Origin of the sequence: Streptomyces sp. NPDC096339, assembly GCF_044762985.1 — a bacterium.
GTDB lineage: Bacteria > Actinomycetota > Actinomycetes > Streptomycetales > Streptomycetaceae > Streptomyces.
In genome coordinates, this window is sequence record NZ_JBIWFI010000026.1 from 30907 (window position 1) to 54264 (window position 23358).

Sequence of the window (23358 nt, forward strand, 5' to 3'; positions counted from 1 at the left end):
CGCGGGCCTCGCATCCATCGCGCTCGTCCTCCTCGGGTGGCGCATCAACCGAGGAGGACGCTGTGCCTGATCGACAGTTCGATGCCCGAGCCGAGATCGAGATCCTGCGCACCGCACTCGCAGCCAGCCACCAGCAGACCGCACACATGCACCAGGTCTTCGGGGGTTGGGAAGAGTGCGCACCGTGCGAGAAGGCGAATGACGAGTGCGACGGGGACCTCGCCTGCGACAAGCACAGCGCGTGGCAGAAGCAGGTGGAAGCTGGGCACCGATCCCGTGCGGAGGTCGCAGTCGACCGGCTGCGGGCCGAGCTCCTCGAGGCCACGACCAAGCTGGAGATTGCCGAGCGGCGGAACACGGACCTCGCCGACCAGTTGGACGAGCGGACCCGGCAGCTCAGCGGACTCCTCAGCGTCCTGGACTTCGACGAGAAGGCGGTCCCGGCGTGAACGGGCCCTACGGGGAAGGCAGCCGCCAGGCTGACGCCACCCCGCCCGCTCGAGCGATCCGCGTCGTGCCGCTGTGGCGGGCGCCGCTCCCCGGCCGCAAGGCCAGCTGAAGACTGCCGGGCCGGCGGATGAAACCGGCCCCCGAGCCCGGCCACCAAACCGCACAGACCGGCCGTCGAGCGCGACCCCACGCCGCTCCAGCCAGGGCCCTCGCCCCACCTCCCTGACCCAGGGCGAGGGCCCACCCATCCCTAAATCAGGAGACCAGTCATGACTATCCGCATCGGCCGACTGCGTATCGAGGTGTACGAACACGCCCTCTACCTGCAGCTCGAGCCCAAGCCCCGCTGCAAGGACTGCCACGGCACCGGCCGAACCGACCCCGAAGGCCAGGGCATCGAGACACCGCCCGGCCAGCCCGTGCCGCCCATGGAGATCTGCCACTGCTGGAACCCGTGGGGCAGCAAGCGCATCCCGCTCATCCGCCGCACGCCGATCACGGAGAGGTACCCGTTTTGATGCCCCGAGCCTGCGCCTACTGCGGTGACGAGAACGGCCCGTTCATCCGCCTCGACGACGAGCTGATCTGCGAGGACCAGCCGTGTGGCGCACCGGTCGAGGAGCCGGAGTGACCACCGACATCGAGCCCGGCCTGTACGACATCCCGGCTGAGCTCTACCACCTTGACCCGGTCCCCGGCGGCAGCCTCTCAGCCTCCGGCGCCAAGCTCCTCGCCGACTGCCCCGCCCGCTACGGCTACCTCCTCGACCACCCGCAGCCCTACAAGCCGGCGTTCGAGTTCGGGACCGCGGCTCACACCGTGGTCCTCGGCGACGGGCCCGAGCTGGTCGTGGTCGACGAGAAGCGCTGGGACACCGACGAGATCAAAGCCCGCGTGGTCGCCATACGAGAAGCCGGCGGAGTACCCCTCAAGCCGGAGGCCTACCAGCGGATCTGCGACATGGCCGAGGTGATAGCCACCCACCCGGAAGCCTCCGAGATCCTCACGCCCGGCAGTGGAGTCGCCGAGCAGTCGGCGTTCTGGCCGGACGGAGAGATCTGGTGGCGCAGCCGCTTCGACTGGCTCCGGCCGGACCTGATCGGCGACTACAAGACGACGAGGTCCGTTCACCCGGACTACCTGAGCAAGGCAGTCCACGAACTCGGCTACCACATCCAGGAACACGTCTACCGGCGCGCAGCCGTCGAGCTCGGCCTCCTCCCCGAGGGCGCCGCCTTCAAGTTCATCTACCAGGAGAAGCAGCCGCCCTACCTGGTGACCGTCGCAGAGCTCGACCCCGTCGCCCGTCACGTTGGCGGCTACCTCACCCAGCTTGCCGTCGGCCGCTACCTCTACGGCCGCGACACCGGCCACTGGCCCGCCTACGCCGAGACCTCCACCGTCCTCTCCCTGCCGCCGTACATCGAGCGCCAGTACGTCTAGGAGCCATCGTGTCCCAGCTCCCCCCGCCCGTCCGCACAGCCCGCCCCACCACCCAGGACCACAGCGCCAGCCAGTTCGCGTTCCAGCCCGCCAACAAGGCTGGCCGCAAGGCCCGACTGTCCATCCAAGGCGTGTCCGGATCGGGCAAGACCTGGACCGGGCTGAGCATCGCCCAGGGCCTCTCCGAGGGCCGACGCTTCGCCGTCATCGACACCGAGAAGGGCGCCGCCAGCCTCTACGCCGGAATCGGCGGCATCCAGTTCGACACGCTAGCCATGGACCGCTACGACCCCCGGGACCTTGGCCGCGCACTGGAAGCAGCCGGGCAGGCTGGCTACCCGACCGTCTTCGTCGACAGCCTCAGCCACTTCTGGACCGGCACCGACGGAACCCTCGACCAGGTCGAGAGGGCCAAGGGCAAGTACGGCAACAACGCGTTCGCGGGCTGGAAGGACGGCACGCCCATCCAGAACGACATGGTTGCCGCGCTCCTCGCCTACCCCGGCCACGTCGTCGCCTCGATGCGGTCCTACACCGAGTGGGTTCTGGAGGAGAACGAGCGAGGGAAGAGGGAGCCGAAGCGCGTTGGCACCCGCCCCGAGCAGCGCAAGGGCATTGAGTACGAGTTCGACATCGCGGTGTCCATGGACCTCGACAACCGGCTCGAAGTTCTCAAGTCCCGCTGCCCCGAGCTCAACCGCAAGGTCATCGAGCGCCCCAACGGAGCCCGCGACATCGCCGGTCCGCTCCTCGCCTGGCTGCACGCCGCACCGCAACCGGCCGAGCAGTAGCCCCATCGGGCCGGCCGCGGGCAATGCGGCCGGCCCACCCCAGGACAGCAGATTCGGAAGGACATCGCCATGACCCGTCGCCTCACCGTCGCCGAACGCCACGCCTCCGCCGAAAAGGATCTCCTACTGAAGGAGATAGCCACCCAGTCCAGTTGGAGCCAGTTCCTCGTCGAGCAGGCCGTCCTCACCGTCGGCCGCCACCAGGGCGAGTTCTCCGCCAACGACTTCCGCGACCTGCTCCCCGAGCTCGGCCTCGGCTACCTCGGCGCCGCGATCAGCGCACTCCACGGCGGAGGACTGATCCGGCACACCGGCTACTACGTCCCCTCGGACCTGTCCAGCACCCACGGCCACCGCATCAGCGTCTGGGAACTCACCGACAAGGCCCTGGCCATCGCAGCCCACCGCGCCACCGCACGGAAGCAGCAGGCGGCATGAGCCCCGCCGAAGCCGGCGCGACCACCGTCCTCGTGATCTGCGTGGCCGTCCTCGCCGCCTACCGCTACCTCTGCTGGCTCCTCGACCGCCACATCCGCGCCCGCCGCCAGCAACGCCTCGACCTCGCCGCCTGGCAGGCCCGCGCCGCACAAGCCGCCCGCGACGTCAACGCAGCCCGAGCAGCCCGAGACCTCGCCGCATGCCGAGCCATCTGGCCCGACGCACCCACCCGCATCCCCAACCAGACCCGACGGACGGAGGACGACCGATGACCAGGACCGCCGCCCAGCGAGCCGCGAGGGCACACAACCAGCGCCGCCGCCGGCGCCTGATGGCCTACGGCCAGTGGGAACCCATGGTCGACGCCGAACCTGCACGCGAGCACGTCACTCGCCTTCAGCACAACGGGCTCGCCCTCCACGTGCAGGCAGCCAAAACCGGTGTGCCGCTCCCCACCCTCTGCGGGCTCCTGTACGGCAAGGCCCCGTACCCGCCCAGCAAGCGGATCCGGACCGAGACCGCGGCTGCCCTGACCTCGTTCACGCCCACCCTGGACGACTACCCAGCCGGCGCCCGCGTGGACGCCACAGGAACCATCCGACGTGTTCAGGCCCTTGCCGTACTCGGCTGGACCACCCGGGCCATCAGCGCCTACGTGACCTGCGTCAGCCCCAAGACCCTCGAGCAGCTGGGTCGAACCGGGCGCGATTCGAAGGTCACCGCCCAGCTGGCGCGAGCGGTACGCGACTTCTACGTGAAGAAATCGCATCTCCCCATCTCCGCCGATGAGATCAGCCCTTGGGTAGCCGAGCGTCGCCGTAACCATGCCGCGCGACTCGGATGGGTCAGGCCCGCCATGTGGGACGACGACGCCATCGACGACCCGGATGCCGAACCTCAGGCCTGCCCGACCACCCCGCGCTACATCGCCCTCGGTGAGGACTGCCTCGAGCTGGAGCGTCAGGGCCACAGCCGAGAGCAGATCGCCGCCCGCCTCGGCGTCACCCGCGACGGACTCCAGCGAGCCCTCTCCCTCTACCGGCAGAAGCAGACCGCCATCGAGCTGGGGAAGGCCGCCTGATGTCCGACCTGATCCTCGACGGCTTCGCCGGCCCCGGCGGCTGGTCAACCGGCCTCCGCATGCTCGGCCTCCGCGACGTCGGCCTCGAATGGGACTCCGCCGCCTGCAAGACCCGGGCCGCCGCCGGACACCTCACCATCCAGACCGACATCGCCACCTACCCCACCGCCCCGTTCAAAGGGCGCTCCAGGCGACAGATCTGGTCCCCGCCCTGTCAGGCCTGGTCCCGCGCCGGCAAGGGTCTCGGCCTCATCGACCAGCCCCTTGTCCACCAAACCGTCCAAGACCTCGCCCACGGCCGCGACACCCGCGTCGCCCTACGGGCCGCGTGCCGCGACGACCGCAGCCTCCTCGCCGCCGAACCCATGCGCTGGCTCCACGACCTTCGCCCCGACTGGGTGTGCATGGAGGAAGTCCCCGACGTCCTGCCCCTGTGGGAGCAATACCGCGAACACCTCCGCGGCTGGGGCTACAGCGCCTGGACCGGCATCCTCAACGCCGCCGACTACGGAGTCCCCCAGTCCCGCAAGCGGGCCATCCTCATCGCCTCCCGGCTCCGGCCCGTCACCGCCCCCACTCCCACACACGCCGAGGAGCCGGCCCACGATCTGTTCGGCGACCGCCTGCGGGAATGGGTTTCCATGGCCGACGCACTCGGCTGGGCCGCTGGCCAGACCGTGAACACCCGCGGCAACAGGAAGACCCCCGGCGGCAACGAGTTCAGCGCCGACGGCCCGTCCTGGGCGCTCACCGAGAAGACCCGCTCCTGGTCACTCCGCAACAACACCCAGAAGAACGCAGCCCGCAGGTCCATGGACCAGCCTGCCGCCACCCTGTTCTTCGGCGCCCGCTGCAACGACGTCTCTTGGGTCTGCAACGACACCGGTCAGGCAGTGCGCATCACCGAGGCCGAAGCCGCAGTCCTGCAGTCCTTCCCGGCCGACTACCCGTGGCAGGGCTCGAAGACGAAGCGGTTTCTCCAGATTGGCAATGCCGTCCCGCCGCTCCTCGCCGCGCACATCGTGTCCGCCGCGACCGGCATCCCCATGCCCCAGCCGGCCGCCGCCACCGCCGCCTGACCGCGGCACCACCACCCGCACCAGCCATCCAGCCAGAGAGAAGACGTCGGATGACCGAGAAGGACAAGCGCACCTACGTCAGGGTGCACGACGGTCTGCCGGACCACCCGAAGATCATCGAAGCGGGTGGAGAAGCGGCCTGGCTCTACATCTGCGGGCTGGCGTACTCCTCCCGGCAGCTGACCGACGGCGTAATCCCGAAGCGACTCATCGGCCGGCTCACGGACTCAAGCAAACCCGAAGCACTTGCTTCGGCACTGCTACGCGTTGGCTTGTGGCATGAAGGCGAACACGACTGCCCGAAGTGCCGGCCAGCGACGTCCGACACCTACGTCGTGCACGACTACACCTGGCACCAACGTTCCGCATCCGAGGTGGCCGAGCTCAGCGCCAAGCGAGCAGCCGCAGGTCAGCGGGGCGGAAGGCGGTCCGGAGAGTCCCGTCGGGCCGCCTCCGCCGCCGAAGCAAACCGCGAAGCAAGTGCTTCAGCAAAACCGAAGCAACCGCGAAGCAAAACCGAAGCAGAGACAGAGACAGAGACAGAAGTAAAAGAAAAGACTTCTCGAACTCCTTCGGAGTCCGCGGATGCGCTTCCCCGGCACGACGTCGAACGGGTCTGCAAGCACCTGGCCGCCGTGATCGAAAAGGGCGGCGACAAGCGCCCCCGCATCACCGAGAAATGGCGCACAGACATGCGCCGCCTACTGGACCTCGATGGCGTCTCGCCGGATCAGGCCATCACCGCCATCGACTGGGCTCACGCCTCCAGCTTCTGGAACGCCCACATCCTCAGCCCGGCCAAGCTCCGCGAGAAGTACCCAACGCTGCGCAGGCAGGCCACCAATGAACGCCGGCATTCGTCCGGCCCCCAGACCAGCGAACGTGACCTCACCGAGCAGGAGATCGAAGATGCCTCCCACTTCGCCTGACGAGTCCCCGATGGACTCCTGGCGCAACGAACGCCGCGACCAGGCCGTCGCCGCCTTCACCGACCGCATCCCCGCCCTGTACGCCGAGGACATCCCGCTCCACGACGACGTGGCCGCATGGGCCGACCGTGAGCCCGGCACTCCCACGAGCCTGTTCGTCTGGGGCCCCCTCGGCGTCGGCAAGACCCACACCGCCTGGCGGGCCGCCCGCCGATGGGTCGCCGCTCAGTTCGCCGGCGACTACCGCAGCACCCCCATCGTCCAGACGTGGCGCTCAACCGCCCTCTTCGACGCCCTCCGCCCCGACAGCGAGGGCGGCACCCCGAAGAAGCTCATGAAGGAGCTGCAGACCGCACACCTGCTCTACATCGACGACCTCGCCGCGGCCCGCGTCTCGCCGTCCGGCTGGACCCAGGAACGGCTCTACGAGATCTTCGACGAGCGGTACGTCAACCGGCTGCCGATCCTCGTCACCAGCGACGTCAAGCCCAACCAGATCAGCCACATCGTCGGCGAGCGGGTCACCTCCCGCGCGGCGGAGATCTTCCGCGGCGGAGTCGTCCACCTCGCCGGCCACGACCGCCGCCAGGGCGGTGCCGCGTGAACGACATGTGGGACGACATCGACGCCGACAAGGTTGACCACGGCGACATCGACGCCGAACGGATCCTTGCCGCAACCGCCATGGCCCGCCCCGACATCGTGGACGAGCTGGCTATGCAGGGCTTCGACCCGGCTGACTTCACCCGTGACCAGTACCGCTGGGTCTGGTACGCCGTCGAGGAACTGCGGGCCGGCTTCGCCAATGGCGAGATCCGCTACGTCGCCGTCGACCGGCAGCTCCAGGCATGGCGCGCCGAAGGCCGCATCCCCGCCGTTCCGCTCAATCAGGACCAGCTCACCGAGCTGTACGCCCACGCCCAGCACGGTTCTGCCGGCTGGTACGCCGCCCGCATCACCGAGAAGGCGGTCGCCGCCCGCCTTGCGGCCGTCGGCGCCGACGCCCAGGCCCGCTCCAAGTCGGCGGCCTTCAACGCCGACGAGGACGTCGCCGCGGTCCAGACCGCCCTTGACGGTGTCGTCCGCACCAGCGCCGAGGACGAGACGCGACTCGTCGGCACCCTGCTCGAAGACGTGCTCACTGAGGCGACGACCCCGCCCACCAACGAGAACCGCGTACCGACCGGCTTCATGGACCTCGACAGCCTGCTCTCCGGCGGATTCGCACCCGGTCAGCTCGTAGTCATCGGCGCCCGGCCGGCCATGGGCAAGACCACGGCCGCTCTCGGCTTCGCCAGGGCCGCGGCAATCAGGCACGGCATCCCGACGCTCTTCGAATCCCTCGAGATGAGCGCCAGCGAGCTCGGCCGCAGCATCGTCTCCGCCGAGGCCCGCGTCGCCCTGCACCACATGAAGCTCGGCATGGCCACCGACGACGACGTCCAGCGCATGGCCCGCCGCGCACCCGACATCGCCGCCGCCCCGCTGCACATCAACGACGGCGCGACCCTGTCGATGCCCATGCTGCGGGCCCGCGTCCGCAACCTGGTCCGTACCGCCGGCCTGCGGCTCGTGATCGTGGATTACCTCCAGCTGATGCAGGCCCCCAAGGCCGAGTCTCGGCAGGTGGCCATCTCCGAGATGTCCCGACAGCTGAAGCTCCTCGCCAAGGAGTTCCAGATCACCGTCGTCGTTCTCGCCCAGCTCAACCGCGGACCCGAGCAGCGGCAGGAGAAGCTCCCGCAGGTCTCCGACCTCCGCGAGTCGGGCGCGATCGAGCAGGACGCCGACATCGTGATCCTGCTCCACCGGCCCGACGCCTACGAGCGGGAGTCGCCGCGAGCAGGCGAGGCCGACCTCATCGTCGGCAAGCACCGCGGTGGGCCCACCGCCACGATCACCGCAGCCTTCCAGGGCCACTTTGCCCGGTTCGTCGACATGGCTGCGACCTAGGAGCGCGAGATGCCGTCCACGGAAGAACGCCACTGCATTGAGTGCTCCTCCCCGAAGTACTACGCCCGAGGGCGCTGCCAGACCTGCTACGGGCGATACCGGCGGACCCAGAAGCGGGCGGGCGGGTTCACCCTCGTCCTGATTCACGGCGCACCGCTTCAGAGGCTGGAAGCGCGCATCGAGCCCAGGGCCGACGGATGCCTGCTCTACACCGGAACTGTCACCAACATGGGCTACGGGCAGATCAGCGTTGATGGCTCACTGAAGCTGGCCCACCGCGCGATCTACGAACTCAAAGTGGGGCCGATACCCGCCGGCATGGCTCTGGATCACACCTGCCACAACCGGGACCAGGGGTGTCTGGGTGGCCCAACCTGCCTGCACCGTCGCTGCATCAACGTGGACCACCTTGAGCCCGTCACGGGGGCCGAGAACACACGACGCGGCAAGAGCTGGGCGATCAACGGCACCAGGACTCATTGCCCGCAAGGGCACCCCTACGACGAGGTGAACACGCACGTCTACGACGGCCGCAGGTACTGCCGAGCGTGCAACCGAATCCGCAAGGCGGCGTCATGACCGACCTGACCCCCGAGGACATCGTCGCCGCCCGCGACGAGGGCGAGCTCGTCGCCGTGATCCTCGCCGCTGCCGGCATCTACCCGACCGTGCCCAGGCAGCGGACGACCGCCGCCACCACCGTCCCGGACCCCGTCCACATCCCGCACCCCGGGGCCTGGCCGACCGGCACCCGGCCACCCGCCCGAGTCGCCCCCGCGTCCGGCCCGCAGATCGATGCGGCCCTTACCGACTACCGCCACTGGATCATCGCCGACCGGCCCAACGCTCCCACCCGATGCCCCTGCGAGGGCTGCACGCCAGGAGGAACCAGGTGAAGGACACGTGCCCCAACTGCCTCGAGCGGGACATAGAGCCCGCCCTAAAACGGCGCCGCGGCCAGCGCACCCGCCACGGCTACCAGTGCCCCCGCTGCCGTCAGCAGTGGATCACGGAGCGGCTCGACACCGCCTACCCCGCCGAACGGCAGGACGCCGCATGAGCGCCGTCCACCCCGCTCGCTACACCGCGGCCCTCGACGGCCACGAACAGCACCAGCCCATCCCGCGACGACCCGCACGAAAGGCCACCCGATGAACCTGCGCGCCACAGTCGCCCTCGCCGCGTACATCGCCACCATCCCCGCCGCCAACCTTGCCGTCACACACATCGGCCTCCTCCCCGTCGGCCTCGGCTACACAGCACCCGCCGGCGTCTACCTCGTCGGCCTCGCCCTCGTCCTCCGCGACCTCGCCCGAGAAGCAGCCGGCCGCGGCCCCGTCATCGCAGCGATCGTCGTAGGCGCGGCCCTGTCGTACTGGCTCGCCAGCCCCGCCCTGGCCCTCGCCTCCGCAGCAGCCTTCGCCATCGCCGAAACCATGGACTTCGCCGTCTACGAGCCGCTCCGACAGCGCGGCCTGATCACCGCCATGGCCGCCTCCAACGCGGCCGGCCTCGCCGCCGACAGCCTCGTCTTCCTGTGGCTCGCCTTCGACAGCCTCGCCTACCTCCCCGGCCAGCTGCTCGGCAAGGCATGGATGACCATCGCCGCGATCACCGTCATCGCCGCGATCCAGCGCCGCCGCGCCCAGGCCGCGGCATGACCGAGCAGGGAACGCGGTTCTTCCTCGGAACCCACATGCCGAACTGGCTCGCCACCTCCGAGATACCGCTGTTCATCTCTCGCAACCGCCTCAAGGACCGCAAGACATTCCCCCGCGCCCGCGCCCCCTGGGCCCTCGACTCCGGCGGCTTCACCGAACTCCAACAGCACGGCCGATGGACCATCACTCCAGAGGGCTACGTCGCCGAAGTCCGCCGCTACGCCGAAGCCATCGGCCGCCTCGAATGGGCGGCCCCACAGGACTGGATGTGCGAAGAGGTCGTCATCCGCGGCGGCTCCCTGAACGGCATGACCTTCCACGGCACTCGCGCAGCCCGCGGCCTCGACCCCTTCGAGCCCGAGCAGGACCTGACAGCCGCCGTCCGAATCCACCAGCGATTCACCGTCGACAACTATCTCGAACTGCGCGCACTTGCCCCCGACCTCCCGTTCATCCCCGTCCTCCAAGGCCAGAGCCTCGCCGACTACATCCACTGCGCGCAGCTGTACACAGAGGCGGGCATCGATCTCGCCGCGCAACCCGTCGTCGGACTCGGCTCCGTCTGCCGAAGGCAAGCCACCGATGAGATCCGCCAAATCGTCCAGCACTTCGCCGGCCGCGGCCTGAAGCTCCACGGCTTCGGAGTGAAGACCCAGGGCTTGGGCGCCTACGCCGACGACCTCATCTCAGCCGACTCCATGGCTTGGTCCATGGACGCCCGCCGCTCCGACCCACTGCCCGGCCACACCCACAAGAACTGCGCCAACTGCCCGGACTGGGCGTACCGCTGGCATCAGCGGATCGTCCGCAAGCACCTCACCCCCGCCGCCTGAACGCTGGACGGACGCCCTCGGAGAAAGCGAGGGCGTCCGCACCCAGAGCCTCTCACGGACGGAGCCCCCGATGGCTGCATGCAGGAACGGCCACCCACTCACGGCAGCCACCACCTACCGTTCGCCCACCGACCCCACCGCCCGATGCCAGCAATGCCGGCGGGAAGCGGTCGCCCGGTACAAGGCCCGCCGCCGCGGCAAGCCCGCCCCAACCGCCGACTTCGAACGGCAGCTCCTCCGCCTCGCCGCCAACGGCGCCACCGACCAGGAGATCGCCGACCGGACCGGTGTCAGCCTCGGCAAGGTCACGTGGGCCTGGCGCCGCTTGAAGCGTCAACTCGGCGGCCGGGACAGGACGCACACGGTGATCCTCGCGATCCGCTCCCGCCGCATCACCCTCGCCGACGTTCCAGACCGTCAGGCGCAACAGGCCCGAGAAGGCCCCTCAGTGCCCGCGTAAGCCGCGAACGACGCTCCCGGGCCCACGGAGACCCGGGAGGCCGAGAACGCCAGCGAGGCGCACAGCCCAGTCCGCCACACCAACCGACCGAAAGGCCCGACATGTCCGCCGACCTCGTACCGGCCGTCAACTGCGATGGCCCCGGCTGCCACAACGCCACGCACTCCCCGGCCGCCCGCACCGTGACGGACGTCCGCCGGATCCGCCGCCCCGACGGCTGGCACCAGCGCCCTGGCGGACGGGATCTGTGCCCCGACTGCTGGGCCGCTGGCCACCGCTGACCCAGCCCTTCCGGCCGTCCCGCAGCCCGGGGCGGCTGGCCCCAGCCCTCACCCCAGGAGACCTGCATGAGCAGCTTCGAGTACACCGACGGCGACGGCGGCCGCTTGGCCGTCAAGCCCCTCCCCGGCGTCCCGTACATCCTCGTCATGACCGACATCCCCGGCTCCGCCATCCCCGTGACCCGTGTCGAGGAGGTCGTCGCCGGCCTCCGCGACATGGCCTGCCAGACCGGCGGCACCGCGCCCGCCCCGCGCCGCCGACTGACCGAGCTGGAGCACGACGCCGCCTGGCACGCCATCGAGGGCACCGCTGGCGAGGACGGAGCCGACCCCGGCACTGTGCTGGCCGCCGTCCTCCGCGCGCTCGGCATCGACCCGCCCGCCGTCGAGGAGGCCGGAGCGTGAGCCAGCAGCCCGAGGTGACGGTCACCTGGTCCGTCATGTTCAAGGACAGCAAGGGCGACTGGGGTAGGGGCGGTTGGCCCACCTCCGACCTGGCAATCCGGTCGGCCGAGGCGATCGTCGCGATCCCCACCGTGCAGGAGATCCGCTTCGACAGGATCACCACCACCCGCCAGCGGTTCAGCCTCCACGACATCGCCCAGAGCGAGGAGTAGGCGGTGACCGAGCCCCGCGAGCCCGGCCACGGCAATCCCTACGCCAACGCCGAGTACACCGACGCGGACCTCGTCGCATGGATCCACTCCCGCAGTCGCCCCCTCACCAGCGACCACGCCCGGCCACCCGGACGGCCCGATGCGTGGCGGCTGTTCAAGCCCGTCACCGACGTTCGCCTCGAAGGAGACCTCCTGTGATCCAGCCCGGCCAGACCTACCGCAGCCTCAGCAACCGCCACCACCCCGACGACGTGCCCGTCCGCATCAAGGTCGTCGGCACGCCGATCACCATCCCCGGCGTGTGGGGCTACGGGAAGGTCGATGTCGTCACCATCACCGCCGCCGGCCGTGAAGTCCGCCGCCGGGCTATCGAGGCATCCCAGCTCCACGCCACCGCCACCACCCGTGAAGGCCAGCCCCGCCGGACCGGCTACGTCCTTGAGGAGGGGCAGTGACCAACCAGACCCGCGACCGCCGCCGCGCGCTCGCCTTCAACGCGGTTGGCCCCGCTCTGAAGGCGCACGAGGAATGGGTGCCGCTGTCAGTCCGCAGGGCCGTCGCCGACGCCGTGCTCGCTGCCGTCGACACCCAGAGCGAGCCGCCCGCCGACCCCGCCAGCAAGGTCAGCCTGCGGAAGGCGGGCGTCGACCTCGCCACCGCACAGGCCAGCCGGGAACGGTGGCGCCGCGAGTACGCCGAACTTGCCAGCCAGCACAGGCGAGTGCGGTCCGAGCTCGAGGCCAGCCAGCGGCGCGGGCTCGCCTTCATCGAACGCATCGACGCTGCCCGCACCTGGGCCCGCCGCAACCTGCCCGCCGACCAGCAGACCGCACTCCTGACCGTCCTCCGCGGCGACGAGCAGCCCCATCCGACGGACTGCCGGTGTGCCTGCGACGGCTGCCGCCACCACAACGCAAGCCCCGTCCCCGAACCGCGCGACGAGTACGCCGCCGGCGTCGAGGCGGCCATCGGTCTCAACGTCAACTGCGGCGGGAGCGATGGCGTCCAGCGGGTACGAGACGCCGTGCTCGCCGTCCGCGACCTGGAACTCGAGCAGGCCCAGGCCAGTCGGGAACGGTGGCGGCAGGAAGTCCTCGAGCTGGTCGAGCAGGTCAAGACGCTCAACGCCTCCCTCGCTGCCCTGCATGAGGGCGAGGAAGAGGCCACCTCCATACGCCTCTCAGGGCCCACCCCCGGCGAATGGCTCTGGTTCTGGAACCGGGCCAGCGCTAGCCGCCGCCTCGAAGTGGCCGCAGAAGTCATCGACGCAGGCATGAGGGCCGGGACCTGCTTCCAGGCCGACCACGAAGGCACCATCGAGCGGCTCCGCGCCACGCTCGAACCGCCGAAGGACCAGCCGTGAGCGGCCTCCGCGACCAAGCCCTCGCTGCCGCCCGGCAAGCCATCCGCGACGGGCAATGGTGGCTCCCACCCGCCGGACAAGCCGAGCTCGTCGACGCCGTCCTCGCCGTCGTCCTCCGCTCGGTCGTCGCCGAACTCCGCGGCCAAGCCGACCGCCACGAACGAGCCGCCGAACGGTCCCAGTACCCCGAACTCGCCGGCGGCCACAGCGACCTGGCCGCTGGGTTTCTCGCCGCCGCCGGCCACGTCCAGAGCATGAACCGCCCCACCGCCTGACCGACCGCACTGCCGCACAAGGAGCACGCCGTGAACGAGAGCCCCGCCTGTGTCGTCTGCCGCCGTGAGCTGTGGGAAGACGAGCTGGGCCGATACGCCTGCCACCCCTGCCAGACCCGCATCGCCGAGCAGCTCGCCGCACTCGCCGGACCCGGCGGCCTGTACGCCCGCATCGCCGCCGACCTCGCACCCGGCGCCGGAGGCAACGGACCCCGCGTCACCGGCAGCCGCAGCGCACCCGTCCCCGTCCGCCTCGACGCACTGTCACTCATAGCCGAAGGCGGCATCACGGCCATCCTCGAGACCTGGGTTGCCGACTGGGCGAGCCGCGGCTACGGGCAGCCGGGCACCGGCGGCCGGCTCCAGTACCGCCTCGACGCCGCCGTCGCCAGCCTCCGCTTCAACCTCGACACGGCCTGCCGCCAGCACGAGGCGATCGACGAACTCGCTACCGAAGTCGCCCGCATCCACCGCACCTGCCTCCACCACGCAGGCGACACCGACGGCCCTGCGGCCCAGCTGTACGCCACCTGCCGCTGCGGCGGGCAACTCCGCTTCAGCTTCGACACTGCGTCCGCTGGCTGCCGAGGATGCGGGAGCCTGTACGAACACGGCGAGCTGATCCGGCTCGCGCAACGGACAGGCGGCATCGCGGCATGACGAAGGCCCCCGCCCAGTTGGGTGGGGGCCTTCACTGCTGTCCGGGGTCAGGCGCTGAGCGCGATCTGGTCCCCGTGCTCGAACGCGGCGATCAGGTCGGCCATCCCCGCGTACACCTCCTCGAGCAGCGGCCGGTCATCCTCGGTGTAGACGGCGACCTTGTCGATCCGGGAACCGGCCGGACCGGCGATCTTCTCCGGGCGCCGGCCGTGTCGCTTGAAGAAGGCGTTCGACACCCGGGCGCCGAAGCCCGACTGGAACTTGGCCACGGTCTTCGCCTTGTGGCCCTTCTCCGCCAGGAACGTCGCCGCGTACAGCGGCGTCTCCGCCGGGTCTAGCTCTGGGCGCTCACCCATCGCGCGGGCCAGGATGACCTTCGCCGTCGCAGTGGCGTAGGGCTCCGGCAAAGCGGGGCGGAGGATCGCGAGGATCTCCGCCTGATCCCTGTACGAGACTGGGCCGGCAGCGGCCGTGATCTCGCGGCGAGCGGGCACCGACGGCTGCACCTCGTAACGCCCGGTCTTCTGGATCGCCGGCAGCACATCTTCCGCCAGCCAATCCTGGAACCGCTCGGCGGCTGGCAGCGTGCTGCGCATGACCAGGCGGTAGACGCCCGGCGTGGAGACGATGACCCGGTTCGGGTTGCCGCGCTTTCCGTCGGCGATGGCGACGGTATTCCTCATCCTGTCCGGGATGGAGGAGAGGGCGTCCCGACCGTTGGCGTAGCCGAGGATGGCGGTGACGTCGGAGCCAACGAACCACGGCTCACCGTCAAGGACGACGGTCCGGACCTCGGCTCCGTCGTAGGCGAATACCTGAAGGTCGCTCACGCGGCATGCTCCAAGTCGGCGAGGTCGGAGAACGTCGCCCCCGTGGGCCAGTTCGAAGTGTCGACGTCGAACCGGTAGGCGAGCAGACCGCGCGCCGAAAGGTCCTTCTCGAGGGCACTCATACGCTCCGGCAGGACGATGACGAGGCTCCCGCCACGGTCCATGCACCCGCCGTGGAAGTGGTCGTCGTCGACCGGGACCTCGACGATGCGAGCGCCTAGGCGCTCCAGCAGCTCGGCGAGCGGCGCTGAGAGGAATCCCCACTTGGAGAAGTCGAGCAGAGGCGTGCCAGGTACACTCACGGTGTATCCCTTTCTTGGCGTTTGGGATCACTGATCAGCGAGGTGATGACTCGCTGGTCGAACAGGCCGGGCGGGTGATGACCGCCCGGCCGTTCGCGTTCACGGCGCCTTCCCTTCGACGTGGAAGTTCTGCGTACAGTGGCTTGAAGGTACGCAGAAATGGGCCATCGGCAGCGCTGTTGCAGCAGATAGTGGCGCTCCTGTGGCTCTGCGTACTGATGGAACTACTGGAATACGGTCCGGCACATAGACGTCTAAGTCAAGCCGGTCACCCAAATCGGTGTCGACGTTCGCCGTCGACCGTGGAGGAGGAGCGTTGGCTGGGGCGAAGCGTGGCTACAGAGAGATCGTCGATGAACTGCGAGCTCGCATCGAGCAGGGCCTCTATCGAGTCGGGGAGAAGATCCCCAGCGAGTCGGCTGTGGCCGAGGAGTTTGGCGCTGGGCGGGAAACGGTCACGAAGGCTCTCCGAGAGCTGACGCACTACGGCCTGACGACGGTGAGCCGCGGAGCTGCGGCCAAGGTTCGCGACTTCAGGCCCGTCCGGAGGAATGCGGTTGAGCGCCTCTCCAAGTCCACGTGGGGCGCCGGAGTCTCCATGTGGGCAGTCGACGTAAGGAATGAGCGCCCCACGGTCGCCGGCCTGCGAGTCGACCACCTGGAGGCGGCCCCGCGAATTGCCGAGGCCCTGGGCTTGCCGCGCGGCGCTCCAGTCGTCCTGCGCAGTAGGCACTACGTCCTCGGCGGGAAGCCCGTTCTGATGTCCGACTCGTACATCCCGGCAGACCTTGCCGACGGCACGCCCATTGCCGACGAAGACACCGGCCCCGGTGGAATCTACGCCCGGCTCGACGATGCTGGGCACGGCCCGGTTCGCTTCAAGGAGGAGGTGCTCGCCCGGATGCCCAGGCGAGCCGAGGAGGCCCTGATGCGCCTAGAGCCGGGAACTCCAGTCCTGGGAGTGGTTCGCACGGCCTTCGATGCCGCGGGGCGGGCCGTGGAAGTCAATGACATGGTGCTGGACGCCGGTAGCTACATCCTCGACTACGTCACCGAAGCCTGATCGCTCCCCTCGGGGCCCCCGCCGTTCGGCGGGGGCCCTTTTGCATGCCCGGAACTCTTGGAGCTTGACTTAGACGTCTAAGTGGGCGCACTCTTGGAACACCGGAACTTAGCCGTCTAAGTCTCCGGCTTCACCTCATCCATGCCTTCACCGGGAGCCTTCATGCGCCACGAGACCCCGGCCACGGAGAACGTGGCCACCGAACAGCCTGAGTTCCTGAACGCTGCGGAGGTTGCCACTCGGCTCCGCGTCTCCCGCTCGACCGTCTACAACCTGATCGCCGAAGGGCGACTCCCGGCTCACCGCAACGGCGGTGGGAAGATCCGACCCCGTGGCCTCCGGGTTCCCGAAGCGGCCGTCGACCAGTACCTCGCCAACTCCCTCATCACGCCGTCCGACGGGCGGGCCGCCTGATGGCCGCCGCGTTCACAGCCTGCGACTGGTGCGGGCAGGGCGGCCACGACCCCATCGAGCCGCAGGACGGCGAGTAGCCGTGCAGCACGCGACCCCCGAGGCGTATCGGGCTGAGGCCCGTGAGCACCGGAGGACCGCCGCCTGGCACGAGAAGGCCGGCCGGACCTCCCTCGCCCGACGGTTCCGCGACATGGCCGACGACTGCGATCAGCGTGCGGCCCAGCTCGAGAACCGCTGACCGCCACCCCACCCGGCACGACCAACCGAGGAGCACAGCCATGCCCGAAACCCCTGCCGAAGCGCACACCCGGATCCTTTCCGGCGCTGCCACCTACGCCCACATCAAGGACTACTGGAAGCGGACCGGCCGCGAGCTGACGGCCGACAACGAGCAGGCCTTCGCGAACGTCGAGGCCCTGCGTCAGCAGCACGGTGTCACCGACGCCGAGATCGCCGCATACCGGCGCACCTACAAGGCCGAGCTGGATCGACTCGCCGCCATCCAGGCCTGACCACCCGAGGAGCACAGTCATGCCCGAATCGCAGCCCGCCGAGCAGCAGCCGGCGCCGCAGCCCGTCCCGGCCGAGGTCGTCGTCGAGGACGACGGCGACTACACGATCAACCTCGACATGTACGACTCCAACGCCCGCTGACCCTGCACCGCCTGACCACCGGAAGGAACCACCGCCATGACCACTCAGACCCGCATCGCCGTCTTCGCCGCCGACTATCAGGACGCCATCGCTGCTGGCGACCCGGACCTGCAGCTGGAAATCAAGCTGGCCGCCTACGACCACGACCACGCGAATCCGGACGGCCCCCGCGCGATGGACGCCCTCCGCTTCGTCGACCGCGGCCGCAAGGCGCGCACTGCCCAGGCCGCGTGATGGGCATCTTCAGCCGGCCGACGCCTCCCGAGCCCGAGCCCAGTCCCCAGCCTGCCGACGACGGCATGGGCGACTCCTGGATCTGGGAGCACGGCGACCGCGACACCACCCCCGACACGGACTAAGGAGGACGGCAGTGAAGTTCACCGACTATCGGCTGCCTCGCCTGGATGTCTTCGCCACAGTCGAGAAGCTTCTTACCGCCGCGGCACTGACGCTGATGGCCGTCACCGTCGGCGGGCAGCTCGGCCAGATGATCGGCCTGCACGGCAAAGCCGCACTCGCTGTCGGCTGGTCCATCGCCATCGTCTACGACGCCCTCTGGATCGGTGCGCTGCGCATGTCCGAGGTCGCCATCCGGCAGCGGTCCAGGATCGGCATGGCCGTCATGCTCGGCATCTCGGCCGCGGCGATCGCCGTGTCCGTGGCGACGCTGTTGATCCTCGGGCACGCCAAGGTCTTCGCCGGCGTTCCGGTCGCCGCCGCCGTTTTTATGGGGCTGCGGCTGTTCGCCGGGAACGTGCTCGCGGACCCTGCGACTGCGGCCCAGATCGCCGATCAGTCGGCGGCGGACCGCAATGCCCGCGCCCTGGCCGCAGCCGACGCCCGACACCTGCAATCGGAAGCCCACACCGAAGTCCTCGCCGAGACAGCCGGGCACCTCGCCGAGCTGCACCGCCAAACCGCGCGGGCTGAGGTGCTGACCACCGCGCAGAAGAAGATCAGCAAGGCTCGCGCCAAGGCCGAGGAGACCCTTGCCAAGGCAGACGAGGAGCACGGCAAGAAGGCCGCAGCGTTCATGGCCCGGGAGCTCCTGACCGTCGGGCCACGCCCCGTGGCCACGGACGTCGGCCACGCCCTCCCTGAGCTGGATGGCCACACCGTGGCCACGCAGGTCATCCCGGAAATCGAGGCCGTGGCCATCCCGCCCGCGACCACGGACGAAACGGACAGCGAAGTGGGGGCGGAGCAGACCCTTCTTGAGGGAGCCATGACCCTCGAGGAACTTGCTGCAGCCGCTGGCGTCGAGGTTCCCGAGCCGGGCGTGACTCTCACCGACGAACAGCTCGAAGTCGTCCTCCGCTGGCTCCGCTACGCGATGGAGCCGCCCCGCTCCTACCGCCAGGCGTATGCCTCCTTCCGCAAGTTGAACTTCCAGGCCCGCGAGCACCGCGTCCGCCGCATTTGGGGCGAGATCGCGACTCGCGAAGCCGAAGCCGTACCCGCCTAACACTCGCCCCCGGCACAGCCGGCGGAGCCCAGCGGCATCAGCCCCTGGACTCTGCCGAGACTGCCGGAAGCAGTCGAAGCAAGAACCGCAGGTCACAGCCCCGGCGAGTAACCCCGGTGAGCGGAACCCTCGCAGACCCGGCAAGCAGACCCGGACAGGCCACCCATCAGGAGGGAACCGATGACGTCCCGCACCCGCCGCCCACGACAGGCCGAGCGACAGGCCCGGTCCGCCCAGCACCTGGGCGACAGGCGCCGGGCCGCGGACGCCGAAGGACCCCTCACCGCCCTCCCGATCGCCGTCGATCAACTCAGGGCCGCGATCGCGAAGCTCCCGGAATCCCGGCGAGCGGCAGCAGCCGAACAGGCCGTCCAGCTCCTCGACGGGCTGCGGCAGGACATCGCCGCAAGCTGACCGTCCGTAATGGCTCAACGGCTCGGCTCAAGCCGTCCGGGACGAGCCGCCGGCTCCAACGCGCCCCCGCGCGCCCGCGCGCGCGATGAAACCACTTACACACCGTCACCGCAAGAGGGGAACCTGATATGCCTGCTATCGATGCAGGGATCTCCGTCGCTACCGGAGGGACCTGCCTGGGCGCAGCCGGCGTGCTGTTCGTCGCCGACCGCCTGCCGTGGATCAACAAGCTTGCCGGGAAGATGAAGAGCCCGCAGATCCAGACCGTGCTCGTGCTCACCGCGTCGATCGGTCTGGTCTCGACCCCGCTCGGTCAGCTTCTCAACCGGATGGTGACCGTGGTCGATGGCGCGGTCTCGGGAATCGTCGGCCAGTACACCGGCGTCGGCATCAGCTTCGCCCTCGCGATGGCAGCTCTGCTGTGGCTGATCTCCGACTTCATGACCGGGGTGCAGACGCGGACCCTGTTCCTCGCCGCGGTCACCCCGTTCCTCGCCGTCATGATCCCCGGCTCTCTCGGTGAAGGCGCCTCCGGCGCGCTCGGGTTCATCGCCACTCAGGTCGGCAGCCTCGTCGGTCTCCTCCTGGGGATGTGACCGTGCTCGCCCTCATCCTGCTCTTCGCGATCGCCTACTGCTGCGCCAAGGCCATCGACAACGCACTCGGCGCCGTCGGCGACAAGCACAAGGAGCGGGTTGCCAAGGCCGGTAAGAAGACGGGCCGCAAGCTCGGCGCCAAGCTCGCCGCCTACACGGCGACCGCGGCCACGTTCGGCCAGACCTTCGGCAAAGGGTTCATCCGCGGCTGGAAGCGCGAGTGGCCCAAGGCCCGCGAGCGCGCCGCTGCCCGCTTCGGCAAGGACGAACCCGCCGTCGAGGTACAGCCCGAGGCCGGCCCCACCCCCGAACCGACCCCGCCCGGCCCCCCTGCCGCACCCGGGAACAAGCCCAACCTCGTCCTGATCAAGACCACTGACCAGCCCGACATCACAGGAGACGACCCCATGGCCATTGCCACCATCCCCGAAGTCACCGGCGTCAACACCCTCAAGGCCGCCGTCGCCCGCTTCGCGTCCGAAGCCAACGTGACCGCCGAGGAAGCCGCGGCGCTGGCCCAGCGCGCCGCCGAGCAGCTCGCCGCGATCGAGGCGGCCATCGAGCAGGCTGGCGCCCTGGAGTTCGGCGACGACGGCGGCACCCTCGACGAGCTCCTCGCCCTTCGGGACACCTACTCAGAGGCCCTCGCGATGGCACAGCGGTACCAGAAGGCCGCCCTCGACAGCGCCACGATCGCCACTCTGTCCAGCAAGAACATCCACGACCGGCACACCCACATCCAGGAAGCCGTCGCCGCCCAGGGCGGGCGGATGGCGGCCAAGGAGGCCTACACCAACGACGTCTGAGCCCCACTGCGGCCCCGGCGCGACCGCCGGGGCCGCCTCTCTTTCCCGCCGCGACACACGGAGACACGGCCGCCATGTCGAAGACCAGCACCGTCGCCAAGCCCACCACCCCCAACGCCCGGAAAGGGCGAAGCCAGGCCAGCAAGCGGGCCCGCCGACTCCTGAAGCTCGCCTACCGGACCCGCCGCGGCATGGCCCCCCTCTACGCCACCAGCACCCTCGCCATCGCCGGCAGTGCACTCGCCGTACCCGCCGACGGCTGGAAGACGGCCGTCGCCGCCACCCTCACCGGGGCTGCGGTCACGGCGGCCTGGGGACGCTGGAACGCGCGGGTCGGGAAGAAGCGGCTCCGCAAGCGGATGCCGGCCCGCCGCGACGTCATCGCCGCAACGTCCGCGGTCACCACCGGCGGCAGCCTCCTAACCGCCATGGCGGCAACCGGCGGACTCCAGCCCGGCCACAGCCCCTACCCGGGCCTCCTCCTCGCCTGGGGCCTCGCCCACGGCGTGTACTGGTGGCGGCGCGGCCGGCGCACCGCGGCCCCCGTCGTCAGCGACCTCGGCGAGCAGATGCAGGCCTGGCAGGACAACGTCGCCTCCGCCGACGGCTCCCTGCCCGGCTCCAAGCTCGTCGACGTCGTCACCACCGACTACGGCTGGACCGGCGTCATCGTCCTCAAGAAGGGCAACTGGCGGCGCGCCGTCTCCGCCCTCCACGACATCGCCGGCGACCTCGACCTACCTGAAGAGATGATCCAGATCGAGAAGGCGATGGGTAAGTCCGCCCGCCGGGCGATCATCGCCGTCTTCGACCACAACCCCCTCGCCAAGGGCACCGACTACCCCGGCCCCCACATCCTCAACACCACGACCGGACAGGCCGAAGTCGGGATCTTCTACGACGGGGCGCCCGCCCACTACGCGTTCTGGAAGCCGTCCGGGCCCGTCCACTCCGTCATCTACGGAGCCACCGACGGCGGCAAGTCCCGCTTCCTCGACATGCTCCTCGGTACCGAACGCCACAACGGCATCGTCAGCTTCGTCTGCGACCCTCAGGGCGGCCAGTCCCTGCCCCGCTGGCGTGAATCCGTCGACTGGTACGAGGACACCGCCCTCGGCGGCCTCGCCATGCTCCACGAAGTCCGCAACATCATGTACGAGCGGTCCGCCCGCTACTCGATGATGGAGTTCACCGACCACAAGGGCCGCCAGCTCCGAGGCCGTGACCACTTCGTCGTGGGCGACCCCGATCCGCTGATCTCCGTTACGGTCGACGAGGCCCACCGTGTCCTCGCCCTCCAAGGCGCCCCCGCGCTGGTCCTCGAGATCGTTCTCATGGCCCGCAAGTGCGGCATCAAGCTCCGCCTCGTCTTCCAGGGTCCCAAGGCCAACATGTACGGCTCCGGACCCGAGTCCACCGACATCCGCGAACAGCTCCAGTCCGGCAACACCGTCATGTTCCGCACCGCCAGCAGCCTCACCGACTCCATCGGCCTGCCCGGCTGGGACGTCAACCCCTCCCAGCTGCCCATGTACTGGCCCGACAAGACATCCACCGCAGGCCTCGGCTACATCAAGGGCCCCGACAACAGGCAAGCCCAATTCCGGGCCCACTTCGACCGCGACCCCGCCCACTGGGCACTCAGCGGCACGACACCCACCCCGGAAGCCTCCGCCCAGGCCTGCACGGGCAAGGCCTACACCGAACGCCACAAGCGGCTCGCTGCCCGCCTCCGCGGAGACGCGGTCGTACTCCCCGACACCGTCACCATGGCCGCTGCCGGTGATCCGATCGCAGCCGCCACCGCCGCCATCGAAGCGGAAGCGCCCGCCGGCAGCGACGACAAGGTCGCCGCGTTCCTCCTCAAGTGGGGCCGCGCCGTCGGCCGCAACACCATCGCGCAAGAGACCGGCCTGACCGTCAGCGCCGTCAAGAACAGCCTCACCCGCCTCAAGAAGACCGGCCGGGCCATCGACGTCGACCGCGGCGTATGGACCCACCCCGACCACGTCGACGCCGCCGAAACCACCACGCAAGCCGCCGCCTAGGAGCCCTGATGACCCCCGACCCCGACCTCATCAACGCCATCGAGGACGTCTACGCCACCCCCACCACCTACCGCGACCCGACACCGACACCCACGATCGGAGCGGCCCCTCCCGTGCCCCAGCCCGGCCGACCGCCCATGAGCCAGAAGGCCACAGACGCCAGCATGCTCATGCTCGCTGGCGGCGCCGCTTCACTTCCGGTCGGTGGGGCGACCAGCCTCGTCCTGTACACCCTCGGCCACGTTGACCCGACGGCCCTCGCTATCGGAGCAGCCGCACCCGTCGCCCTCGTACTCGCCATAGGCGCGCTCATCCGGTCCGCCAGCCGCGGCCTGCAGGGCCTGCACACTGAGCACCATCACCACTACGCGGGCACCGTCCACCAGGAACACCGCAACGTCAGCACACAGACCCGCGGCATCTGGGCCAGGACCACCAACAACGGCAACTGA

At 69.7% G+C, this 23358-nt stretch carries 40 protein-coding genes; 38 read left to right on the forward strand and 2 right to left on the reverse strand.

Annotated elements, in window-relative coordinates; genetic code table 11:
* Nucleotides 1-62 precede the first annotated feature (62 nt).
* From ACIQ5Y_RS27290 to ACIQ5Y_RS27410, 25 genes are all read left to right on the forward strand, one after another.
* Nucleotides 63-449, forward strand: coding sequence for a hypothetical protein (locus ACIQ5Y_RS27290; protein ID WP_403885785.1), 387 nt, complete (start codon nt 63-65; stop codon nt 447-449).
* A gap of 270 nt (nt 450-719) precedes the next feature.
* Nucleotides 720-968 carry a hypothetical protein gene (locus tag ACIQ5Y_RS27295; protein WP_403885788.1) on the forward strand — a complete coding sequence of 83 codons (249 nt, stop codon included), beginning with the start codon at nt 720-722 and terminating at the stop codon, nt 966-968.
* Between the two features lie 109 nt (nt 969-1077).
* Entirely contained in the window at nt 1078-1893 is an 816-nt protein-coding gene (locus tag ACIQ5Y_RS27300; RefSeq protein WP_403885791.1) for a PD-(D/E)XK nuclease-like domain-containing protein, read from the forward strand.
* 8 nt (nt 1894-1901) lie between these two features.
* Nucleotides 1902-2684, forward strand: coding sequence for an ATP-binding protein (locus ACIQ5Y_RS27305; protein WP_403885794.1), 783 nt, complete (start codon nt 1902-1904; stop codon nt 2682-2684).
* A 69-nt stretch (nt 2685-2753) separates the two neighbouring features.
* A complete protein-coding gene (locus ACIQ5Y_RS27310) occupies nt 2754-3122 on the forward strand; it encodes a hypothetical protein (protein WP_403885797.1) in 369 nt (122 codons plus the stop codon).
* Nucleotides 3119-3394: a hypothetical protein gene (locus ACIQ5Y_RS27315; RefSeq protein WP_403885800.1), complete on the forward strand. Its 276-nt coding sequence runs from the start codon at nt 3119-3121 to the stop codon at nt 3392-3394. Before ACIQ5Y_RS27310 ends, ACIQ5Y_RS27315 begins: the two co-directional genes overlap by 4 nt.
* On the forward strand, nt 3391-4203 hold the full coding sequence (locus ACIQ5Y_RS27320) for a hypothetical protein (protein WP_403885803.1): 813 nt from the start codon (nt 3391-3393) through the stop codon (nt 4201-4203). The genes ACIQ5Y_RS27315 and ACIQ5Y_RS27320 overlap by 4 nt, the downstream gene beginning before the upstream one ends.
* Entirely contained in the window at nt 4203-5282 is a 1080-nt protein-coding gene (locus ACIQ5Y_RS27325) for a DNA cytosine methyltransferase (protein ID WP_403885806.1), read from the forward strand. The genes ACIQ5Y_RS27320 and ACIQ5Y_RS27325 overlap by 1 nt, the downstream gene beginning before the upstream one ends.
* A gap of 50 nt (nt 5283-5332) precedes the next feature.
* Nucleotides 5333-6211, forward strand: a complete 879-nt coding sequence (locus tag ACIQ5Y_RS27330) for a hypothetical protein (protein ID WP_403885809.1) — start codon at nt 5333-5335, stop codon at nt 6209-6211.
* The gene (locus ACIQ5Y_RS27335) at nt 6192-6815 is read left to right on the forward strand and encodes a DnaA ATPase domain-containing protein (RefSeq protein ID WP_403885812.1); all 624 of its coding nucleotides are present in this window, start codon (nt 6192-6194) and stop codon (nt 6813-6815) included. The genes ACIQ5Y_RS27330 and ACIQ5Y_RS27335 overlap by 20 nt, the downstream gene beginning before the upstream one ends.
* A gap of 5 nt (nt 6816-6820) precedes the next feature.
* The gene (locus ACIQ5Y_RS27340) at nt 6821-8164 is read left to right on the forward strand and encodes a replicative DNA helicase (RefSeq protein WP_403886110.1); all 1344 of its coding nucleotides are present in this window, start codon (nt 6821-6823) and stop codon (nt 8162-8164) included.
* A 9-nt stretch (nt 8165-8173) separates the two neighbouring features.
* Nucleotides 8174-8743, forward strand: a complete 570-nt coding sequence (locus ACIQ5Y_RS27345; protein ID WP_403885815.1) for an HNH endonuclease signature motif containing protein — start codon at nt 8174-8176, stop codon at nt 8741-8743.
* Nucleotides 8740-9060 carry a hypothetical protein gene (locus ACIQ5Y_RS27350; RefSeq protein ID WP_403885818.1) on the forward strand — a complete coding sequence of 107 codons (321 nt, stop codon included), beginning with the start codon at nt 8740-8742 and terminating at the stop codon, nt 9058-9060. The genes ACIQ5Y_RS27345 and ACIQ5Y_RS27350 overlap by 4 nt, the downstream gene beginning before the upstream one ends.
* Nucleotides 9057-9224, forward strand: a complete 168-nt coding sequence (locus ACIQ5Y_RS27355) for a hypothetical protein (protein ID WP_403885821.1) — start codon at nt 9057-9059, stop codon at nt 9222-9224. Before ACIQ5Y_RS27350 ends, ACIQ5Y_RS27355 begins: the two co-directional genes overlap by 4 nt.
* Before the next feature lie 91 nt (nt 9225-9315).
* Nucleotides 9316-9825 carry a VUT family protein gene (locus ACIQ5Y_RS27360; RefSeq protein WP_403885824.1) on the forward strand — a complete coding sequence of 170 codons (510 nt, stop codon included), beginning with the start codon at nt 9316-9318 and terminating at the stop codon, nt 9823-9825.
* Nucleotides 9822-10658, forward strand: coding sequence for a hypothetical protein (locus tag ACIQ5Y_RS27365; protein WP_403885827.1), 837 nt, complete (start codon nt 9822-9824; stop codon nt 10656-10658). Before ACIQ5Y_RS27360 ends, ACIQ5Y_RS27365 begins: the two co-directional genes overlap by 4 nt.
* 70 nt (nt 10659-10728) lie before the next feature.
* Nucleotides 10729-11118 (forward strand): hypothetical protein, encoded by a 390-nt coding sequence (locus ACIQ5Y_RS27370; protein WP_403885830.1) that lies wholly within the window; start codon nt 10729-10731, stop codon nt 11116-11118.
* A 101-nt stretch (nt 11119-11219) separates the two neighbouring features.
* Nucleotides 11220-11399, forward strand: coding sequence for a hypothetical protein (locus tag ACIQ5Y_RS27375; protein WP_403885833.1), 180 nt, complete (start codon nt 11220-11222; stop codon nt 11397-11399).
* Nucleotides 11400-11465: 66 nt separating this feature from the next.
* Nucleotides 11466-11804 (forward strand): hypothetical protein, encoded by a 339-nt coding sequence (locus tag ACIQ5Y_RS27380; protein WP_403885835.1) that lies wholly within the window; start codon nt 11466-11468, stop codon nt 11802-11804.
* Nucleotides 11801-12016, forward strand: coding sequence for a hypothetical protein (locus ACIQ5Y_RS27385; protein ID WP_403885837.1), 216 nt, complete (start codon nt 11801-11803; stop codon nt 12014-12016). The genes ACIQ5Y_RS27380 and ACIQ5Y_RS27385 overlap by 4 nt, the downstream gene beginning before the upstream one ends.
* Before the next feature lie 3 nt (nt 12017-12019).
* Entirely contained in the window at nt 12020-12214 is a 195-nt protein-coding gene (locus tag ACIQ5Y_RS27390; RefSeq protein ID WP_403885840.1) for a hypothetical protein, read from the forward strand.
* Nucleotides 12211-12471 (forward strand): hypothetical protein, encoded by a 261-nt coding sequence (locus tag ACIQ5Y_RS27395; RefSeq protein WP_403885843.1) that lies wholly within the window; start codon nt 12211-12213, stop codon nt 12469-12471. Before ACIQ5Y_RS27390 ends, ACIQ5Y_RS27395 begins: the two co-directional genes overlap by 4 nt.
* The gene (locus ACIQ5Y_RS27400) at nt 12468-13379 is read left to right on the forward strand and encodes a hypothetical protein (RefSeq protein WP_403885846.1); all 912 of its coding nucleotides are present in this window, start codon (nt 12468-12470) and stop codon (nt 13377-13379) included. Before ACIQ5Y_RS27395 ends, ACIQ5Y_RS27400 begins: the two co-directional genes overlap by 4 nt.
* Entirely contained in the window at nt 13376-13654 is a 279-nt protein-coding gene (locus ACIQ5Y_RS27405; protein ID WP_403885849.1) for a hypothetical protein, read from the forward strand. Before ACIQ5Y_RS27400 ends, ACIQ5Y_RS27405 begins: the two co-directional genes overlap by 4 nt.
* 30 nt (nt 13655-13684) lie before the next feature.
* On the forward strand, nt 13685-14314 hold the full coding sequence (locus ACIQ5Y_RS27410) for a hypothetical protein (protein WP_403885852.1): 630 nt from the start codon (nt 13685-13687) through the stop codon (nt 14312-14314).
* 47 nt (nt 14315-14361) lie between these two features.
* Here ACIQ5Y_RS27410 and ACIQ5Y_RS27415 read toward each other — a convergent pair whose 3' ends face one another.
* Both ACIQ5Y_RS27415 and ACIQ5Y_RS27420 read right to left on the reverse strand, forming a co-directional pair.
* The gene (locus tag ACIQ5Y_RS27415; protein ID WP_403885855.1) at nt 14362-15144 is read right to left on the reverse strand and encodes a Bro-N domain-containing protein; all 783 of its coding nucleotides are present in this window, start codon (nt 15142-15144) and stop codon (nt 14362-14364) included.
* Nucleotides 15141-15446 carry a hypothetical protein gene (locus tag ACIQ5Y_RS27420; RefSeq protein WP_403885858.1) on the reverse strand — a complete coding sequence of 102 codons (306 nt, stop codon included), beginning with the start codon at nt 15444-15446 and terminating at the stop codon, nt 15141-15143. Before ACIQ5Y_RS27420 ends, ACIQ5Y_RS27415 begins: the two co-directional genes overlap by 4 nt.
* 280 nt (nt 15447-15726) lie before the next feature.
* On the opposite strand from ACIQ5Y_RS27420, the gene ACIQ5Y_RS27425 reads away from it, so the two are divergent.
* The 13 genes from ACIQ5Y_RS27425 (at nt 15727) to ACIQ5Y_RS27485 (ending at nt 23358) form a co-directional block, all read left to right on the forward strand.
* Nucleotides 15727-16509 (forward strand): GntR family transcriptional regulator, encoded by a 783-nt coding sequence (locus ACIQ5Y_RS27425; protein WP_403885860.1) that lies wholly within the window; start codon nt 15727-15729, stop codon nt 16507-16509.
* A 162-nt stretch (nt 16510-16671) separates the two neighbouring features.
* Nucleotides 16672-16923 carry a helix-turn-helix transcriptional regulator gene (locus tag ACIQ5Y_RS27430; RefSeq protein ID WP_403885864.1) on the forward strand — a complete coding sequence of 84 codons (252 nt, stop codon included), beginning with the start codon at nt 16672-16674 and terminating at the stop codon, nt 16921-16923.
* Nucleotides 16924-17002: 79 nt separating this feature from the next.
* On the forward strand, nt 17003-17161 hold the full coding sequence (locus tag ACIQ5Y_RS27435; protein ID WP_403885867.1) for a hypothetical protein: 159 nt from the start codon (nt 17003-17005) through the stop codon (nt 17159-17161).
* Nucleotides 17162-17201: 40 nt separating this feature from the next.
* A complete protein-coding gene (locus ACIQ5Y_RS27440) occupies nt 17202-17435 on the forward strand; it encodes a hypothetical protein (RefSeq protein WP_403885870.1) in 234 nt (77 codons plus the stop codon).
* A gap of 19 nt (nt 17436-17454) precedes the next feature.
* A complete protein-coding gene (locus tag ACIQ5Y_RS27445; protein ID WP_403885873.1) occupies nt 17455-17577 on the forward strand; it encodes a hypothetical protein in 123 nt (40 codons plus the stop codon).
* 36 nt (nt 17578-17613) lie between these two features.
* Nucleotides 17614-17811: a hypothetical protein gene (locus ACIQ5Y_RS27450; protein WP_403885876.1), complete on the forward strand. Its 198-nt coding sequence runs from the start codon at nt 17614-17616 to the stop codon at nt 17809-17811.
* Nucleotides 17811-17936 carry a hypothetical protein gene (locus tag ACIQ5Y_RS27455; RefSeq protein ID WP_403885879.1) on the forward strand — a complete coding sequence of 42 codons (126 nt, stop codon included), beginning with the start codon at nt 17811-17813 and terminating at the stop codon, nt 17934-17936. Before ACIQ5Y_RS27450 ends, ACIQ5Y_RS27455 begins: the two co-directional genes overlap by 1 nt.
* 11 nt (nt 17937-17947) lie before the next feature.
* A complete protein-coding gene (locus ACIQ5Y_RS27460; protein WP_403885882.1) occupies nt 17948-19042 on the forward strand; it encodes a hypothetical protein in 1095 nt (364 codons plus the stop codon).
* A 180-nt stretch (nt 19043-19222) separates the two neighbouring features.
* Entirely contained in the window at nt 19223-19456 is a 234-nt protein-coding gene (locus tag ACIQ5Y_RS27465) for a hypothetical protein (RefSeq protein WP_403885884.1), read from the forward strand.
* A gap of 191 nt (nt 19457-19647) precedes the next feature.
* On the forward strand, nt 19648-20052 hold the full coding sequence (locus ACIQ5Y_RS27470) for a hypothetical protein (protein ID WP_403885887.1): 405 nt from the start codon (nt 19648-19650) through the stop codon (nt 20050-20052).
* A gap of 2 nt (nt 20053-20054) precedes the next feature.
* Complete coding sequence (locus tag ACIQ5Y_RS27475) at nt 20055-20858, forward strand: hypothetical protein (RefSeq protein ID WP_403885890.1); 804 nt, start codon at nt 20055-20057, stop codon at nt 20856-20858.
* A gap of 74 nt (nt 20859-20932) precedes the next feature.
* A complete protein-coding gene (locus ACIQ5Y_RS27480) occupies nt 20933-22906 on the forward strand; it encodes a hypothetical protein (RefSeq protein ID WP_403885893.1) in 1974 nt (657 codons plus the stop codon).
* A gap of 8 nt (nt 22907-22914) precedes the next feature.
* Nucleotides 22915-23358, forward strand: coding sequence for a hypothetical protein (locus tag ACIQ5Y_RS27485; protein WP_403885896.1), 444 nt, complete (start codon nt 22915-22917; stop codon nt 23356-23358).

Excerpts from the sequence above, each read along its gene's own strand:
- ACIQ5Y_RS27455 (WP_403885879.1), top strand. The coding sequence starts at position 17,811 with ATGGGCATCTTCAGCCGGCCGACGCCTCCCGAGCCCGAGCCCAGTCCC.
- ACIQ5Y_RS27315 (WP_403885800.1), top strand. The coding sequence starts at position 3,119 with ATGAGCCCCGCCGAAGCCGGCGCGACCACCGTCCTCGTGATCTGCGTG.
- ACIQ5Y_RS27325 (WP_403885806.1), top strand. The coding sequence starts at position 4,203 with ATGTCCGACCTGATCCTCGACGGCTTCGCCGGCCCCGGCGGCTGGTCA.
- ACIQ5Y_RS27485 (WP_403885896.1), top strand. The coding sequence starts at position 22,915 with ATGACCCCCGACCCCGACCTCATCAACGCCATCGAGGACGTCTACGCC.
- ACIQ5Y_RS27360 (WP_403885824.1), top strand. The coding sequence starts at position 9,316 with ATGAACCTGCGCGCCACAGTCGCCCTCGCCGCGTACATCGCCACCATC.
- ACIQ5Y_RS27375 (WP_403885833.1), top strand. The coding sequence starts at position 11,220 with ATGTCCGCCGACCTCGTACCGGCCGTCAACTGCGATGGCCCCGGCTGC.
- ACIQ5Y_RS27370 (WP_403885830.1), top strand. The coding sequence starts at position 10,729 with ATGGCTGCATGCAGGAACGGCCACCCACTCACGGCAGCCACCACCTAC.
- ACIQ5Y_RS27430 (WP_403885864.1), top strand. The coding sequence starts at position 16,672 with ATGCGCCACGAGACCCCGGCCACGGAGAACGTGGCCACCGAACAGCCT.
- ACIQ5Y_RS27450 (WP_403885876.1), top strand. The coding sequence starts at position 17,614 with ATGACCACTCAGACCCGCATCGCCGTCTTCGCCGCCGACTATCAGGAC.
- ACIQ5Y_RS27440 (WP_403885870.1), top strand. The coding sequence starts at position 17,202 with ATGCCCGAAACCCCTGCCGAAGCGCACACCCGGATCCTTTCCGGCGCT.
- ACIQ5Y_RS27330 (WP_403885809.1), top strand. The coding sequence starts at position 5,333 with ATGACCGAGAAGGACAAGCGCACCTACGTCAGGGTGCACGACGGTCTG.
- ACIQ5Y_RS27445 (WP_403885873.1), top strand. The coding sequence starts at position 17,455 with ATGCCCGAATCGCAGCCCGCCGAGCAGCAGCCGGCGCCGCAGCCCGTC.
- ACIQ5Y_RS27320 (WP_403885803.1), top strand. The coding sequence starts at position 3,391 with ATGACCAGGACCGCCGCCCAGCGAGCCGCGAGGGCACACAACCAGCGC.
- ACIQ5Y_RS27365 (WP_403885827.1), top strand. The coding sequence starts at position 9,822 with ATGACCGAGCAGGGAACGCGGTTCTTCCTCGGAACCCACATGCCGAAC.
- ACIQ5Y_RS27465 (WP_403885884.1), top strand. The coding sequence starts at position 19,223 with ATGACGTCCCGCACCCGCCGCCCACGACAGGCCGAGCGACAGGCCCGG.
- ACIQ5Y_RS27335 (WP_403885812.1), top strand. The coding sequence starts at position 6,192 with ATGCCTCCCACTTCGCCTGACGAGTCCCCGATGGACTCCTGGCGCAAC.
- ACIQ5Y_RS27350 (WP_403885818.1), top strand. The coding sequence starts at position 8,740 with ATGACCGACCTGACCCCCGAGGACATCGTCGCCGCCCGCGACGAGGGC.
- ACIQ5Y_RS27345 (WP_403885815.1), top strand. The coding sequence starts at position 8,174 with ATGCCGTCCACGGAAGAACGCCACTGCATTGAGTGCTCCTCCCCGAAG.
- ACIQ5Y_RS27295 (WP_403885788.1), top strand. The coding sequence starts at position 720 with ATGACTATCCGCATCGGCCGACTGCGTATCGAGGTGTACGAACACGCC.
- ACIQ5Y_RS27310 (WP_403885797.1), top strand. The coding sequence starts at position 2,754 with ATGACCCGTCGCCTCACCGTCGCCGAACGCCACGCCTCCGCCGAAAAG.
- ACIQ5Y_RS27340 (WP_403886110.1), top strand. The coding sequence starts at position 6,821 with ATGTGGGACGACATCGACGCCGACAAGGTTGACCACGGCGACATCGAC.
- ACIQ5Y_RS27380 (WP_403885835.1), top strand. The coding sequence starts at position 11,466 with ATGAGCAGCTTCGAGTACACCGACGGCGACGGCGGCCGCTTGGCCGTC.
- ACIQ5Y_RS27480 (WP_403885893.1), top strand. The coding sequence starts at position 20,933 with ATGTCGAAGACCAGCACCGTCGCCAAGCCCACCACCCCCAACGCCCGG.